This window comes from Exiguobacterium sp. s121, assembly GCF_018617245.1.
In the GTDB taxonomy this organism is placed as follows: Bacteria; Bacillota; Bacilli; order Exiguobacteriales; family Exiguobacteriaceae; genus Exiguobacterium; species Exiguobacterium profundum.
Window position 1 is genome coordinate 925526 of sequence record NZ_JACSJV010000001.1, and the last position, 16033, is coordinate 941558.

At 47.9% G+C, this 16033-nt stretch carries 18 protein-coding genes; all 18 read left to right on the forward strand.

Annotated features, from left to right (window positions below; genetic code table 11):
• Positions 1 to 3 precede the first annotated feature (3 nt).
• The 18 genes from KOG47_RS04690 (at position 4) to glyS (ending at position 16022) form a co-directional block, all read left to right on the forward strand.
• Positions 4 to 471, forward strand: a complete 468-nt coding sequence (locus KOG47_RS04690; RefSeq protein ID WP_012726660.1) for an S-ribosylhomocysteine lyase — start codon at positions 4 to 6, stop codon at positions 469 to 471.
• A gap of 1 nt (position 472) precedes the next feature.
• On the forward strand, positions 473 to 1411 hold the full coding sequence (locus tag KOG47_RS04695) for a PLP-dependent cysteine synthase family protein (RefSeq protein ID WP_211782630.1): 939 nt from the start codon (positions 473 to 475) through the stop codon (positions 1409 to 1411).
• A complete protein-coding gene (locus KOG47_RS04700; protein ID WP_074036592.1) occupies positions 1377 to 2534 on the forward strand; it encodes a bifunctional cystathionine gamma-lyase/homocysteine desulfhydrase in 1158 nt (385 codons plus the stop codon). Before KOG47_RS04695 ends, KOG47_RS04700 begins: the two co-directional genes overlap by 35 nt.
• A gap of 107 nt (positions 2535 to 2641) precedes the next feature.
• Positions 2642 to 3520: an EamA family transporter RarD gene (gene rarD / locus KOG47_RS04705; RefSeq protein ID WP_074036593.1), complete on the forward strand. Its 879-nt coding sequence runs from the start codon at positions 2642 to 2644 to the stop codon at positions 3518 to 3520.
• A 79-nt stretch (positions 3521 to 3599) separates the two neighbouring features.
• A complete protein-coding gene (gene deoC / locus KOG47_RS04710) occupies positions 3600 to 4265 on the forward strand; it encodes a deoxyribose-phosphate aldolase (RefSeq protein WP_012726656.1) in 666 nt (221 codons plus the stop codon).
• 74 nt (positions 4266 to 4339) lie between these two features.
• Positions 4340 to 4534: a 30S ribosomal protein S21 gene (gene rpsU / locus KOG47_RS04715; RefSeq protein WP_029334745.1), complete on the forward strand. Its 195-nt coding sequence runs from the start codon at positions 4340 to 4342 to the stop codon at positions 4532 to 4534.
• Between the two features lie 33 nt (positions 4535 to 4567).
• On the forward strand, positions 4568 to 5017 hold the full coding sequence (locus KOG47_RS04720; RefSeq protein ID WP_074036596.1) for a GatB/YqeY domain-containing protein: 450 nt from the start codon (positions 4568 to 4570) through the stop codon (positions 5015 to 5017).
• 134 nt (positions 5018 to 5151) lie between these two features.
• A complete protein-coding gene (locus KOG47_RS04725; RefSeq protein ID WP_031423231.1) occupies positions 5152 to 5664 on the forward strand; it encodes an NfeD family protein in 513 nt (170 codons plus the stop codon).
• Positions 5661 to 6647: a flotillin-like protein FloA gene (gene floA / locus KOG47_RS04730; protein ID WP_012726653.1), complete on the forward strand. Its 987-nt coding sequence runs from the start codon at positions 5661 to 5663 to the stop codon at positions 6645 to 6647. Before KOG47_RS04725 ends, floA begins: the two co-directional genes overlap by 4 nt.
• A gap of 5 nt (positions 6648 to 6652) precedes the next feature.
• Complete coding sequence (locus tag KOG47_RS04735; RefSeq protein ID WP_196430876.1) at positions 6653 to 7072, forward strand: hypothetical protein; 420 nt, start codon at positions 6653 to 6655, stop codon at positions 7070 to 7072.
• A gap of 121 nt (positions 7073 to 7193) precedes the next feature.
• Entirely contained in the window at positions 7194 to 8165 is a 972-nt protein-coding gene (locus KOG47_RS04740; RefSeq protein WP_074036604.1) for a PhoH family protein, read from the forward strand.
• A gap of 44 nt (positions 8166 to 8209) precedes the next feature.
• Positions 8210 to 10297: an HD family phosphohydrolase gene (locus tag KOG47_RS04745; protein ID WP_012726650.1), complete on the forward strand. Its 2088-nt coding sequence runs from the start codon at positions 8210 to 8212 to the stop codon at positions 10295 to 10297.
• On the forward strand, positions 10275 to 10751 hold the full coding sequence (gene ybeY / locus KOG47_RS04750) for an rRNA maturation RNase YbeY (protein ID WP_074036606.1): 477 nt from the start codon (positions 10275 to 10277) through the stop codon (positions 10749 to 10751). The genes KOG47_RS04745 and ybeY overlap by 23 nt, the downstream gene beginning before the upstream one ends.
• Positions 10748 to 11095: a diacylglycerol kinase family protein gene (locus KOG47_RS04755; protein WP_214690743.1), complete on the forward strand. Its 348-nt coding sequence runs from the start codon at positions 10748 to 10750 to the stop codon at positions 11093 to 11095. The genes ybeY and KOG47_RS04755 overlap by 4 nt, the downstream gene beginning before the upstream one ends.
• Before the next feature lie 30 nt (positions 11096 to 11125).
• Positions 11126 to 12034, forward strand: coding sequence for a GTPase Era (gene era / locus KOG47_RS04760; protein ID WP_215243823.1), 909 nt, complete (start codon positions 11126 to 11128; stop codon positions 12032 to 12034).
• Between the two features lie 3 nt (positions 12035 to 12037).
• Complete coding sequence (gene recO / locus KOG47_RS04765; RefSeq protein WP_078147154.1) at positions 12038 to 12787, forward strand: DNA repair protein RecO; 750 nt, start codon at positions 12038 to 12040, stop codon at positions 12785 to 12787.
• A 294-nt stretch (positions 12788 to 13081) separates the two neighbouring features.
• Positions 13082 to 13975, forward strand: a complete 894-nt coding sequence (gene glyQ / locus KOG47_RS04770) for a glycine--tRNA ligase subunit alpha (RefSeq protein WP_196431848.1) — start codon at positions 13082 to 13084, stop codon at positions 13973 to 13975.
• A complete protein-coding gene (gene glyS / locus KOG47_RS04775) occupies positions 13968 to 16022 on the forward strand; it encodes a glycine--tRNA ligase subunit beta (RefSeq protein WP_215243824.1) in 2055 nt (684 codons plus the stop codon). Before glyQ ends, glyS begins: the two co-directional genes overlap by 8 nt.
• Positions 16023 to 16033 lie beyond the last annotated feature (11 nt).

Here is a 16033-nt window from a genome sequence, read left to right on the forward strand (position 1 = left end):
CTCATGAAAACATATAATGTTGAAAGTTTTAACTTGGATCATACGAAAGTACAGGCGCCGTTTGTCCGTTTAGCTGGTGTGAAAGAAGGGACGGCTGACACGATTTATAAATACGATATTCGTTTCATTCAACCGAACGAAGGACTCATGCCGATGCGCGCGGTTCATTCACTTGAGCATTTGATTGCCGAGAACAGTCGCAATCATTCCGAAGACATTGTCGATATCTCACCGATGGGTTGCCAGACAGGTTTCTATTGGACAATGCTCAATGATGGGAACTACGAACGAATGCTTGACCTCGTGGAAGCGACGTTGCGTGATGCGATGAACGCTGAGGAATTGCCTGCGCAAAACCCTGTTCAATGTGGGAATGCGAACCATCATGATTTCGAAGGTGCCAAAAAATTAGCGGCAGACATGCTCGCAAAACGCGATGAATGGCATATCGTCTTCAAGGACGAGGCATAAGATGATTGTCCGTGACGTCTATGAACTCATCGGAGACACACCGCTCATTGAACTTCGAACGCTTCCTGTACCAGCAAATGTCAAAGTGTACGGGAAGCTCGAGATGATGAATCCAGGTGGGAGTGTTAAAGACCGACTCGGGATGAATTTGATTGAACGGGCGATCGAACGTGGCGATGTGGCACCCGGTGGAACGGTGATCGAACCGACAGCAGGTAATACGGGGATCGGGCTTGCGCTCGCTTGCCAACGATTCGGGATTCGACTCATGACGGTCACTCCTGAAAAATTCAGTCAAGAGAAGCAGGCATTGATGCGACTGCTCGGAGCAACCGTCGTCAACACGCCGACGGAACTCGGCATGAAAGGTGCGATCGCACATGCTATTGAGTTGGCCAAAGAACATGACGCCTATGTCCCAGAACAGTTCTCGAACCCGGATAACCCGGATGCTTATGTCGACATCCTTTCACATGAGTTGTTGAAAGATGTGCCACAAATTGATGTATTTGTAGCGGGAGCGGGATCAGGTGGAACATTCACCGGTGTCGCCAAATCATTAAAGCCACTTGGAACGAAAACTGTCGTCGTAGAGCCGGTCGGTTCCATTTTGAATGGCGGTGAACCAGGACCACATAAAACAGAAGGAATCGGCGTCGAAAAATGGCCACCCTTTTTGGAGAGGGCTTACGTCGATGCGATTCATACCATTACAGATGAGGAAGCCTTCTACTACGTGGCACATTTAGCGAAACAGGAAGGTTTGCTCATCGGTAGTTCTTCAGGCGCTGCCATTGCAGCATGTGTAAAAGAAGCGAATCAATTGACGGAAGGCACGATTGTCACCATCTTGCCTGATAGTGCAGAACGATATTTAAGTCAAGGAATTGTCAAGGAGGCAGAACATGCGTACAAAGACAGCACTCATTCACGGCGGTAAAACGACGGACCCGTTGACAGGGGCCGTCACGCCACCGATTTATCAAACGAGCACGTATAAGCAAGACGGGATTGGCAACTTGCGAGAAGGGTACGAGTACTCACGATCAGCAAACCCGACTCGGACGGCATTAGAGACATTGATTGCCGACATCGAAGGCGGCGTGCAAGGATTTGCATTCGGATCTGGCATGGCAGCCATCTCGACGGTGCTTATGTTATTGAAATCTGGAGACCACGTCATCGTCGGGTCTGATGTATATGGAGGAACGTACCGTGTATTCAATCGAGTATTTCAGTCACGAGGCTTGGAAGCAACTTTTGTCGATACATCCGATGAAGCAGCGGTTCGGGATGCGCTTCAAGCGAACACGAAAATGATTTATGTCGAGACCCCGACAAATCCTCTCTTGAACGTGACGGACATTCGGGCGATGCGTACGATTGCCGATGAAGCAGATGTGTTACTCGTCGTGGACAATACGTTTATGACCCCTTACTTCCAAAATCCGATTGATCTTGGTGCAGACTACGTCCTTCACAGTGCCACAAAGTACTTAGGCGGACATAGTGACGTCGTAGCGGGACTTGTTGTCGCGCGAACGGAAGAGCAGGGCGAAGCTTTGGCGTTTCTTCAAAACTCTGTTGGCGCAGTCCTTGGACCACAAGATAGCTTCCTTGTTGTACGGGGAATCAAGACGTTGGCTGTTCGGATGGAAGAGATTGAATCGAATGCACGAGCATTGGTTGAATTCCTTCAGTCGAACGAGTCTGTATCACGCGTGCTCCATCCAAGTGTATCCAGTGAGGAAGCGAAGCGGATTCATTTATCGCAGGCACGTGGATTCGGTGGGATGATCGCATTTGATGTCGGTTCAGCGGAAGCGGCAGAAATGATGGTAGCGAAGACGAAATACTTCACGCTCGCAGAAAGTTTAGGAGCGGTTGAGAGTTTGATTAGTGTTCCGGCACGCATGACACATGCCTCGATTCCAGCCGAACGTAGAGCGGAACTTGGCATCACCGATGGGCTCGTCCGTATTTCGGTCGGACTTGAGGACATTGATGACTTGATCGAAGACTTGGCACAAGCATTAACAGCAATTGAACAAGTGAAACAATAAACGGTCAGGGCGCGATTTCGCGCCTTTTTTTCATGAAACAAAAGTCTTGTATCGGGAGTCTTTCATCGACTAAACTGTCTTTAACTTGTAAGAGAGCGGGTGAACGTGTGAATAAGGGAGTATGGACGACAATCGGGGCGTACGTCATGTGGGGCGTCCTTCCGATTTATTGGAAATTTTTGCAAGAAGTACCGAGCGGTCAAATTTTAGCACATCGAATCGTTTGGTCATTTTTATTTATTCTGCTCGTTCTGAGATGGACAAATCAGTGGAAAGAGTTCGGTTACGCACTTCGACATCCGGCTACACGAAACGCATTCATGTTGAACGGATTCATCGTCAGTGCCAACTGGTTTGTATACATATGGGCTGTCAATCACGGATATATCATTGAAGCTTCTCTCGGGTACTACATCAATCCTCTCGTCAGTATGGTGTTAGGGGTGCTCGTCTTTCGGGAATCATTAAATCGAGTCCAATGGATGGCCGTTGGGATTGCATCAATTGGCGTCCTCGTCTTGACGTTAGGATACGGCACGTTCCCGTGGATTTCATTCGTCTTGGCGAGTACGTTCGGATTCTATGGAATGGTGAAGAAACGACGTCCTCTTGCTTCTACGGTCAGCCTAGGAATTGAAACGCTGGCGGTGGTCCCGGTGGCATTGCTCTTCCTCGGAAATCAAGTTGTCACCGACAATATTGCGTATAACATGTCGCCTGTCATTTGGATCGCCCTTCTTGGAACGGGCGTGGTCACGGCGTTACCTCTTCTCCTATTTGGGTACGGGGCACAACATATCCCGTTCACGCTTGTCGGGTTTCTTCAATTTATCGCACCGACACTTAGCTTGATTATCGGGGTCGTCATGTACCATGAACCGTTTACGGCATACCATGTCTTTGCCTTCACCTGCATTTGGCTCGCTATTTTCTTCTTTAGTTGGAACAGTTGGGTCGTCGCTCGTAAACGTCGTCAGTTGATTTAGATTTGAAAGCTGTTACATCTCATCAAAACATGGTAATATGTTAGATGTCAGACTTATTTGTCAGAGGAGGAAATGAATCATGGAATTAGCCCGTTATATCGACCACACAGCTTTAAAGGCTGAAACAACAAAAGATCAAATTACAACACTTTGTGCAGAAGCGCTCGAATACAAATTCGCAAGCGTTTGTGTCAACCCGACATGGGTCAAATATGCAGCAGAACAACTCAAGTCAGATGATGATGTCAAAGTATGTACAGTCATCGGTTTCCCACTTGGTGCAAACACACCTGAGGTAAAAGCATTTGAAACAAAAGATGCGATTGCCAATGGAGCAGATGAAGTAGACATGGTCATCAACATCGCAGCACTCAAAGATGCTGACTACGATCTCGTAGAACGTGACATCCGTGCGGTTGTCGAAGCGGCAAACGGTACACTCGTCAAAGTCATCTTCGAAACATGCATGCTTACAAAAGAAGAAATCAAAAAAGCTGCCGAACTTTCAGTGAAAGCTGGAGCAGACTTCGTCAAAACATCGACTGGTTTCTCGACTGGTGGCGCGACAGTTGAAGACATTCGCCTCATGCGTGAGACGGTCGGACCTGACATCGGCGTAAAAGCTTCAGGTGGCGTCCGTGACTTCGAAGGTGCGAAAGCGATGATCGATGCTGGTGCGACACGTATCGGTGCTTCAGCAGGTATCGCGATTGTCACTGGTGGACGTTCAGACAGCGACTATTAATAAGTGGTTGACCACACGACTTAATTTCACTATAATATGATATGACGTGTGAAACACGTTTCCTTAGTCGTGTAATTCGGAGGGAGGGAAAACTAGTGGAAACTCGTGTCCGTAAAAACGAATCGCTTGAAGACGCTCTTCGTCGTTTCAAACGCGGTGTTTCGAAAGATGGCACACTTGCCGAAGTTCGTAAACGTCGTCACTACGAAAAGCCAAGCGTAAAACGTAAATTGAAATCAGAAGCTGCGCGTAAGCGTAAGAAATTCTGATTCCAGTTTCATTTGTAGAGAGGGTGTTGGCTCATGAGTCTTCAAGAACGCTTGACGGACGACATGAAGCAAGCCATGCGCGCGAAACAAAAGGATCGTCTTACGACAATCCGGATGGTCAAAGCGTCGCTCCAAAATGAGGCTATCAAACTAGGTCGTCAAGATCTTACCGAGGAAGAGGAACTCACGGTGCTCAACCGAGAGATGAAACAGCGCAGAGACTCCCTCCGAGAATTCGAAAGCGCTGGTCGTGAAGACCTTGCTTCCAAAGTAGCAGAAGAGATTGTCGTCCTAGAAGCCTATATGCCTGAACAACTTTCAGAAGATGAAGTGACCGCCATCGTCCAAGCAGCAATTGCTCAAACGAATGCAGCCGCTCCATCAGATATGGGTAAGGTGATGGGCGTCGTCATGCCGCAAGTCAAAGGCAAGGCAGACGGTGGTCTTGTGAACCGAATCGTCAAACAACAATTGACGAATTGATGAAAAAAGCAGTTACTTTTCGGGAAACCGAAAGTTTCTGCTTTTTTTTGCGTATTCTGAAACCACATTCAATCTTGTTTCGTATACACTAGAGATAGGAGATAGCTTTGAATTTGGAAGGGGGTAGCAAGACGATGACATTTGGTCTCGGAGTGATTCTGACAGTCTTTTTTGTCGGAGTCGTCCTTCTTGGAATTGAAGTGTTCGTAGCAGGGTTTGGATTGTTCGGTTTGCTTGGGATCGGAGCCGTCGTTGCGAGTTTGATTATGGCTGGTGCGACGATCGGTCAACTGTGGCTATCGATTGGTCTCGCGGCAGCGGTGCTAACAGGTCTCGGCTTTTGGGCATACCGCCGCTTGAGTACGAATCGTCCGCTCATTTATAAAGGGTTGATTTTGACGGATTCGACATCGACTGAAAAAGGCTACTTGTCCCACGAAGATCGAAAACAACTTCTCGGCAAAGTGGGAGTCACCTTGACACCACTTCGCCCAGCAGGTACTGCCGAAATCGACGGAGAACGACTTGATGTCGTGACGGAAGGTGGCTATCTCGATCAGCAGACAAAAATTCAGGTTTATAAAGTGGATTCTGGACGGATTGTCGTTCGAAGCTTTGTAGAACCGAAGGAGGATGTAACAGAATGACACCAGAATTACTGACAACGTTACTCATTACAGGTGGAGGATTGATTGCACTTGCCGTATTCTTCACGTTCGTACCGGTCGGACTATGGATCAGTTCGTTTGCAGCGGGCGTCCACGTCTCGATCTTCACATTGATTGGAATGCGCCTTCGTCGCGTTATTCCTTCGAAAATCGTGAACCCGTTGATTAAAGCGGTTAAAGCAGGAATTGAATTAAACACGAACCAACTTGAAAGTCACTTCTTGGCTGGTGGTAACGTAGACCGCGTTGTGAACGCATTGATTGCGGCGCACCGTGCGAATATTGAATTGTCATTCGAACGGGCTGCTGCCATCGATTTAGCAGGACGTAACGTGCTCGAGGCTGTACAGATGTCAGTTAACCCGAAAGTCATTGAAACGCCATTTATTGCGGGTGTCGCGATGGATGGGATTGAAGTGAAGGCGAAAGCACGTATTACCGTACGTGCGAATATCGATCGTCTCGTCGGTGGTGCGGGGGAAGAAACGATTATCGCCCGTGTCGGTGAAGGGGTCGTGTCGACAATCGGTTCACAAAACAACCACAAGCACGTACTAGAGAATCCGGATATGATTTCACGGACTGTCCTCACAAAAGGTTTAGATTCAGGAACAGCGTTTGAGATTCTTTCGATCGATATTGCCGACATCGATATCGGTAAGAACATCGGCGCGGTCTTGCAGACGGACCAAGCAGAAGCAGATAAGAAAATCGCTCAAGCGAAGGCGGAAGAACGTCGCGCGATGGCGATTGCGCGCGAACAAGAAATGAAATCTTCAGTAGAAGAAATGCGTGCGAAAGTTGTCGGTGCCGAAGCGGAAGTCCCACTCGCGATGGCAGAAGCGTTACGAAACGGAAAGCTTGGTGTCATGGATTACGTGAACTACTTGAACGTTCAAGCGGATACAGAAATGCGAAAAGCGATTGGGGCACCTGTCGATTCTGAATCAGATAATGAGTGATTGATATGGATGGACTATGGGTACTCTTGTTAGCCGCCTTCGGAATTGCCTCGGCAGTGATGAAACGGCTCGAAAAATCATCGTCCTCTGGAGACCGTCCTCAAAGCAGTGAACTGAAACGCTATTTGGATTCGGTAGGGGACGTCATGAAAGAGATTGAAACGGCATTCGATGACTCGGACGAAAAACCGACACCACAAAAGGTGAGGCGTCGAGTCGCTCGAACGGTAGAAGAACGACCGGCTCCACGTGAACGTCATGTCGAGATGCCGAAAGTGAGCGCGCAATTCGAACAAGCGGTTAAAATTCCACCGATTCAAAAGGAAAAGAAACCGAGACAACTGAACGTTTCACAAAAGCGAATGCGGGAAGCTGTCATTTGGAGTGAGGTATTACAACCTCCTATCTCGAAACGGAAGAAGTGAACAGAAGGCAGTGACGTCATGTTACTGCCTTTTGCGCGTGGAAAATTACGCGGTCTTTCTTTCACGATAGGCGTGATAGTGCTAAAGTAAAAGAGGAATAACCGATTTTAATGAGGGGGCAATGCATCCATTGATTATGACTGATAAAATACCATTCGTCATGGAACATGCGAACGAAGCACAAGCTTTACTCGGACCGAAAGATGAAGTGTTCCAGGCGATTGAAACAGAATTGAAAGTGGCACTCATCCCAAGGGGTGAGGAGTTGATTATTCAAGCCGATACACTTGAGGCTCTTGAATTAACGAAACAAGTGATCATCACCTTGCAGACGTTAGTGAAAAAAGGTGCACGTCTAAATGAAAGTGATGCCATTAGCGTCATCCAGCACATTCAAGTCGGAAAGGGAGATGAACTGCTCGAACATTATGAACGAGTTGTTTTTACGACGAATAAGGGGAAACCGATTCGTGCCAAGACAGTAGGTCAAAGCCGGTATGTTCGCGCGATTGAACGACGTGATCTCGTCTTTGGTATCGGACCAGCCGGAACAGGAAAGACGTACCTAGCTGTCGTACTTGCGGCGCGTGCCTTAAAAGAAGGGCAAGTCAAACGGATCATCTTGACGCGTCCTGCCGTTGAAGCGGGAGAGAACCTTGGATTTTTACCGGGAGATTTAAAAGAGAAAGTGGACCCATATCTCCGCCCATTATACGACGCCCTATTTGATGTGTATGGCGTGGAACAGACGAACCGTTTGTTAGAACGGGGCACGATTGAAGTGGCTCCGCTCGCTTATATGCGTGGACGCACGTTAGAAGATGCGTTCGTCATCTTGGATGAGGCCCAGAATACAACAAAAGAACAGATGAAGATGTTTTTGACGCGACTCGGTTTTGGATCGAAAATGGTGGTCACAGGGGATTTGACCCAAGTCGATTTACCGAAAGGCAAGGCATCGGGGTTACAGGAAGCGTTACGCCTGTTAGAAGGCGTGGATGGTATTCATTTTGAACACTTCAGTGCGTCTGACGTCGTCCGTCATCCGCTCGTTAAGAAAATCATCAACGCCTATAGTACGGACCTCACTTAAATGTACGTGTGAGGTCACCAGATCGTGAAAAGGGGGGGGCACGAATGCAGCAAGCTAAAAACTGGACAGTCGCGACCATCTCGTTGATTTTCTTTCTCTTATTAGGCGCCATTCTATACTTTACCGTGCGCCCATCCATCATCAGTGTGGAACCGCTTGGGATTGCCGAACAGGATATTCGGTCTCCGATCACTGTTGAGGACCGTGTTGCGACCGAACGATTGAAACAAGAAGTGACAAATGGTGTCGGCAGTCAATTCTCCTTGAGAAAAGAATTTGCAGACCAACAAATCGCTAAAGTCGAGCAGTTGTTCGCAGCATTCGACCAAACGGATGAGGAGACTGAACTGGCGGATATTAAAAACCGTCTAAATTCTACAGAGGCGAACGGTGTATTAGCTGATGAAGAGTTGAATTCGTTGCTTGAAGCGAGTGAAGATACCCGACAAACGGTAGAAGATGTCACAGTCACCGCGTTACAACAAGTGATGGACGACCGGATTGAAACGAGTAATGAAGCGGTCGCTGCGGCTCGAGACCGAGCAGCAGCGATTATCGATCAATCGCCGCTCTCGTTTGAGTTCCGCGCCATTTCGAAAACGTTAAGCGATGAACTCATCGTACCGAACTATGTATTTGACTCTGAGGCGACCCGTCAAAAAGAACAAGAGGCCGTCGATGCTGTCGATCCTGTCATCATTCAAGAAGGACAGTTACTCGTCAGTCAAGGTGAGGTGGTGACTCGAGAGATATATCGGAAATTAGAGCTATCTGGAGCCATCGATCCGAATCGTTCCCTTGCACCATTATTCGGGTCATTCTTGCTCAGCGCATTGTTGACCGGTGGGTTTCTATTCATGCTCATCCGCTCGAAAATCAAAGACCTGTTACTGAGTCCGAAAATCTTAGTGACGGTCTATGGCTTGCTACTTTTACAACTCGGCATCTTTTTTGGTGTCGGATACATCGGTGTCGATTTTACGACATATGCCTATATTTTAGCGCCGACAGCGTTCGTCGTATTGCTTCTACGCATCTTGATCGATGAACGAGTTGCGCTCGCCTCGGCCTTCATTACGATGATTGCCGGGAGTGTCGTTGTCACATTCGGACAGAGCACGAATTTCATGACGCTCGTGTATGTGGCGACGGGTAGTTTTCTAGCTGTCTTTTTAGTTGAACCGAAAATTCAGCGGAAGCGACTATTCTTATCAGGGGTGTTGCTCGGTTTCGTCAACATCATCATGGTCATCGCGTTACTCTTACTTCGGAACGTGCAAGTTTCCTGGGAAATGGCGATGTATCTTTCTGGATTTGCCGTCATTAGCGCCTTGCTCTCCATTGTCTTGACGTTTGGCTTCCTGCCATTTTTGGAACCGTGGTTTGGCGTCTTGTCTTCTGGTCGACTTGTAGAATTGATGAGTCCGACGCATCCGCTGCTGCGGAAACTTTTAATGGAGGCACCTGGTACGTATCATCATAGTATGATGGTGGCGAACTTGGCAGAGTCCGCATGTGAGGCGATTGGCGCAGATGGTCTTCTCGCACGTGTCGCAAGCTATTATCACGATCTTGGGAAGACGGAGCGTCCCCTTCATTTCATTGAAAATCAACAAGGTGGCGGGAATCCTCATGATCGCTTGACGCCTGAAGAATCGGCAGACATTATTATGGCTCATCCTTATGACGGAGCGGATCTGTTGCGACGTTATAAGTTACCGAAAGAAATCATCGATATAGCAGAGCAGCATCACGGAACGTCTTTATTGAAATATTTCTACGTTAAAGCGAAGGAAGATCCTGATAAAGAGGTGTTAGAGTCTCGTTTCCGCTACCCAGGTCCAAAGCCACAATCGCGCGAGGCTGCCGTTGTCATGATCGTCGATTCAATCGAAGCGGCTGTCCGCTCGCAGAAACAACCGACGCCAGAAAAAATCCGAATGCTCGTTCGAACAATCATTCGCGACAAGTTGGCGGATGGGCAGTTCGAAGAATGTGAATTGACGACGAAAGAAATTTGGCGCGTCGGAGAGAGTGCGTGTGAGACACTGACCGGCTTGTTCCACGAACGAATCGAATACCCAGAATTAAAGAAAGAGGGAGAATTACATGCAAATCATCTCGAACGATGAACATGAATTGTTAACTACATCTCAAATCGAGCTCGTCGAGTCGATTTTACAACATGCCGCCCAACTAGAAGAGGTGGAAGAGCCGAGCGAATTGTCGGTCACGTATTTAACAAATGCGGAAATCCATGAAGTGAACCGAGAATGGCGAGGCAAAGATGCCCCGACCGATGTCATCAGTTTCGCATTTGATGAGATGGGGGATGACGAGATGGATTTCATGCTCGATGAAGATGAGCCACATCTTCTCGGTGACCTCGTCATCTCGGTAGAACGATGCCGAGAACAGGCAGCTGACTATGGTCATTCGTTTGAGCGGGAGCTCGGCTTTTTAGCAATTCATGGATTCCTCCATCTACTTGGGTATGATCATATGACACCTGAGGAAGAAGCGGAGATGACGGCAAGGCAAGAAGAAGTGCTCACTCATTTTGAGTTGAAGCGAGGCAACGTGTGAGACCGTTCCGTGTAGCATGTGAGGGAATCCTCCATGCCGTTCGTTCGGAACGGAACATGCGACTCCATCTCCTGTCGGCTTTTCTCGTATTCGTCTTTTCCATCTGGTTACAGCCGACAAGACTCGAGATTGTCATCTTGTTCGGGTGGGTGATTGCCGTTATTAGCATGGAAATGATGAATACGGCAATCGAACGAACGGTTAATCTCGTGACAGAAGACGTCCATCCACTCGCGAAGCAAGCGAAAGATGTTGCCGCAGGAGCCGTTTTAGTTACTTCACTTGGTGCTGCCGTAACGGCGCTCATAATATTCGGTCCACGGCTATGGAACATGCTATACTAATAGTTCTGAAATAGAGAAAGCAGGTGCATTATGTATCAAGAAGATTTTAAATCCGGATTCGTCTCGATTATCGGACGACCGAACGTCGGGAAATCGACATTCTTAAACCGTGTGATCGGACAAAAGATTGCCATCATGTCGGATAAACCACAAACGACACGAAATAAGGTGCAAGGTGTGTACACAACCGATGATTCCCAAATCATCTTCATCGATACACCAGGGATTCATAAACCGAAACACCGTCTTGGCGACTTCATGATGAAAGTGGCGACGAACGCATTACGCGAAGTTGATGCGATTCTCTTCATGGTGAACGTGACGGAACCGCGTGGAGCTGGCGACGACTTTATTATTGAGAAACTCAAAGGGCTCGACACACCGATTATTCTCGTCATGAACAAGATCGATTTAATCCATCCAGATGAACTTCCGAAAGTGATTGAACAATATACGAACGAATTGGATTTCGCGGCGTACGTCCCGATTTCGGCGCTACAAGGCAACAACGTCGAACCGCTCTTAGGTGAGATCAAGAAATTGTTGCCTGAAGGACCGATGTATTATCCGGCCGATCAAGTAACGGACCACCCGGAGCGTTTCATTATCTCAGAGATGATTCGTGAGAAAGTGTTGCATAAGACACGCGATGAAGTCCCTCATTCGATTGCTGTAGCCATCGAATCGATCAAGAAACGTGAGAACTCTGAGATGATTGATGTCGAAGCCGTGATCATGGTGGAGCGTGATTCGCAAAAAGGAATCATCATCGGAAAAAAAGGGGCTATGCTTCGTGAAATCGGAACAGTCGCGCGCCATGATATCGAAGCGCTTCTCGGGACTAAAGTTTATTTGAACCTATGGGTAAAAGTGCAGAAAGACTGGCGTAACAAGATGGGTCAGCTTCGTGACCTCGGTTTCCGCGACGACGAGTATTGAGCCATGTTACAAAAAGTCACGGGAATCGTCGTTCGTACCGTTAATTATGGGGAATCGAATAAAGTCGTGACATTGTTTACAGAGGAACTTGGCAAAGTCGCGATCATGGCACGGGGTGCAAAGAAACCGGGTAGCCGGTTTCACGCCTCGAGTCAGCCGTTTGTGGAAGGTGTCTATATCTTTCCGTCTAGCCGAGGACTCGCTCAGTTAAAATCATCTGACGTCATGACGTCTTATCCTGAAATCCGAAAAGATGTCGAACGGATGGCATATGCGATGTATTGGTTAGAACTTGTTGATCGGTCTGTCGAGGATCGTGTCCAAAATCGTCCATTGTTTCGAATATTACGGGATGCCTTGCAGGCACTGAATGCGGGCATGGACGCAGATGTCATCACGCACTATGTTGAATTACGTATTTTGCATCTATTAGGCGTCGCCCCAGTCTTGACGGGATGCGTGCGCTGTGGAGATGTGACGGATCCCATGTACTTCTCTGTCGCGTCCGGTGGCTTTTTATGTGCGCGACATCCAGAAGAAGGTGTGATTCGGCTGTCCGAACGATTGGCGAAACTACTTTATTTGATGAGTAAGCACGAATTGTCAGAGTTTCGGAACGTTCCGCTATCGGATGAGTCCAGAGTCCTTTTGCGCCAGCTCTTTGATGCTTATATGGAATCGTATAGTGGACTACGATTGAAGACGAAGCGGGTGCTCGATCAAATGATTCGACTTCATCTGAATGAGGATTGACTTTTTATAGTGAATTCGATACGATGATGTACGATTAGACAAATGAAATAGCGTGCGCGATGAAGGAAAAAAGTAACTCTTCCTGTCATGAATGAAGCGAGTCCGGGGCGGTGTGAGCCGGGTATCATGAGAAGAGCGAATGGCGATTCCAGAGCGCCCACATCTTTTAAGAGTGGTCCCATTATTGGGGCAAGTAGGGTGGAACCGCGGGAATCAATCCCGTCCCTATGTGCTAGGCACATAGGGGCGTTTTTTGTCGTTTCAATACTATTGGAGGTGTCATTAATGAAGCACATGACAGTGCAAGAAATCATTCTCACGCTACAAAACTTTTGGGCGTCAAAAGGTTGTTTGACTATGCAGGCGTACGATGTGGAAAAAGGGGCCGGGACGATGAACCCGATGACATTCCTCAGAAGCCTTGGGCCAGAACCGTGGAACGTCTGTTATACCGAACCGTCACGCCGTCCAGCTGACGGTCGTTACGGAGAAAACCCGAACCGTCTTTACCAGCACCATCAGTTTCAGGTGATCATGAAGCCGTCACCAAACAACATTCAAGAGTTGTACTTGGAGAGTCTTGAACTGATTGGCATCAATCCGCTTGAGCATGACATCCGTTTCGTCGAAGATAACTGGGAAAACCCGACGTTCGGAGCAGCAGGTCTCGGTTGGGAAGTTTGGTTGAACGGAATGGAAATCACACAGTTCACATACTTCCAACAAGTCGGTGGAATCGAGTGTGACCCGATTGCCGTGGAAATCACATACGGACTTGAACGCCTCGCGTCATACATTCAAGAAGTAGAAAGTGTATTCGATCTTGTCTGGACAGACGGATTCAAATACGGCGACATTTTCTATCAACCAGAATTTGAACATTCGAAATATACGTTCGAATTGTCTGACGTCGACATGTTATTCACGTTATTTGATACGTATGAGAAAGAAGCGAAGCGTGCGCTTGAAGAAAACCTTGTCTTCCCTGCATACGATTACATTCTAAAATGTTCGCACACGTTCAACTTGTTGGACGCAAAAGGCGCCATTTCTGTGACGGAACGTACCGGCTTCATCCAGCGTGTCCGGAACATGTCACGTGCGTGTGCCGCTAAATTTATTGAAGAACGGGAACGCCTTGGATTCCCACTTTTGAAACAAGAGAAAGCAGGTGACTTGAATGCGTGACCTTCTGTTAGAGATTGGATTAGAGGAACTGCCGGCTCAATATGTCTTGCGTTCAGAGAAACAGTTGGCGGAACGTGTTGACGCGTTCTTAAAAGAGGCGCGTGTTGATTTTGGCTCAATCGAAGTGTACTCGACACCACGTCGTTTGGCTGTCATCGTTCGTGATGTGGCTGAAACGCAACAGGATTTGGCAGAAACTCTTCGTGGACCTGCCAAAAAGATTGCACAAGATGCGGAAGGTAACTGGTCGAAGGCGGCACAAGGTTTTGCACGTGGCCGCGGATTGACAGTAGAAGATCTCTATTTCGCAGAAGAAAAAGGAGTCGAGTATGTCTTCGCGGAACGTCATGAAAAGGGACAAGAGACGCTCTCGCTATTGAACGGTCTTGAAGATGTGGTCCGTAGCTTGACGTTCCCGAAAAACATGAAATGGGGAACGAGCAGCCTACGGTATATGCGTCCGATTCGTTGGTTGATCGCACTCTTTGGTCAAGACATCATCGACTTCACAATCGAAGGCGTGAAAACGAATAACGTGACGCGTGGGCATCGTTTCCTCAGTGAAGGGGACGTGGTCATCTCATCACCTACCGAATATGTCCAGACATTAGAGTCTGCTTTTGTCATGGCGAACTACGAGATGCGTAAAGCTGAAATCGAACGTCAAATTCAAGAGCTTGCAACGAAACAAGGATGGACGATTCCACTCGACGCCGACTTGCTTGAGGAAGTGACAAACTTAGTCGAATGGCCGACCGCTCTCTTTGGGGAATTTGATGAAGCGTACCTTGAATTGCCTGAGGAAGTGTTGATCACAACGATGAAAGAGCATCAACGTTATTTCCCGGTCTATCTCGACGGAACATTGAAAAACTATTTTGTGACGGTACGAAACGGGAATGCCGAGCATCTTGAAAATGTGGCGCGCGGTAACGAGAAAGTCATCCGGGCCCGTCTTGCGGATGCCGTGTTCTTCTATGAGGAAGACAAAAAGACGAAAATCGATGATCAGCTCGAACGTCTCGATCGCATCGTCTTCCATGAAAAATTGGGAACGACTGGTGCGAAAGCGCGTCGCGTGACGAAAATCGCTCAGGAACTTGCACCGTTGTTCGAGGCAGACCTTGAAAAAGTAAGCCGTGCCGGTGCCATTCATAAATTTGATCTCGTGAGCCAGATGGTATACGAGTTCACAGAACTTCAAGGAATCATGGGTGAGAAATATGCACTCCAACAAGGTGAAGACAAGGAAGTGGCAGCGGCAATCCGTGAGCATTACATGCCACGCTTTGCTGGGGACGCTTCTCCAGAGACGGCAACGGGTGCCGTTCTTGCCCTTGCCGACAAATTAGACTCGATTGCAGCATTCTTTGGCATCGGGATGATTCCGAGCGGTTCACAAGACCCGTTCGCGCTTCGTCGCCAGGCCCAAGGTGTCGTTCAGATTCTTGGAGATTGGAAGATTGATCTCTCAATCGACACGTTGCTTTCAAAAGTTGTCGAATTACAACTGGAAGCAGGACTCTATGAAGCCGATAAAGAACAAGTTAAGGCACAACTAGATGAGTTCTTCAAATTGCGCTTGAAATATCGCCTGCAAGAACAGCAGGTTCGTTATGATGTGATTGACGCCGTATTGACGACCTCATTGACGGTTGTGCGACTCGATGCTCGCGCAGACGCGATTCAAGAATTTGTATCGACGGATGCGAAGGCGTTGATTGAGCAATTGTCGCGCGTCGTGAACATTTCGAAAAAAGGTGAAGCGGGAGATGTCGATCCTTCCTTGTTTGAGAACGATCATGAGATTGCATTGCATGATGCGATTGAACAGACCGCTCCTGCAACAGCCGAAGCTGTCGAGATGGGAGATTACAAGAAAGCGCTCGACCTTCTACAACAACTCGAATCACCGATTATGATGTACTTCGAACATACAATGGTTATGAGTGATGATGAGGCGGTCCGCCAAAACCGTCTCCATGAAATGAACCGACTTGCAACGACGATTAAGCGTGTCGCAGATTTCAACGCGCTCGTACTCTAAACAAACTAGAG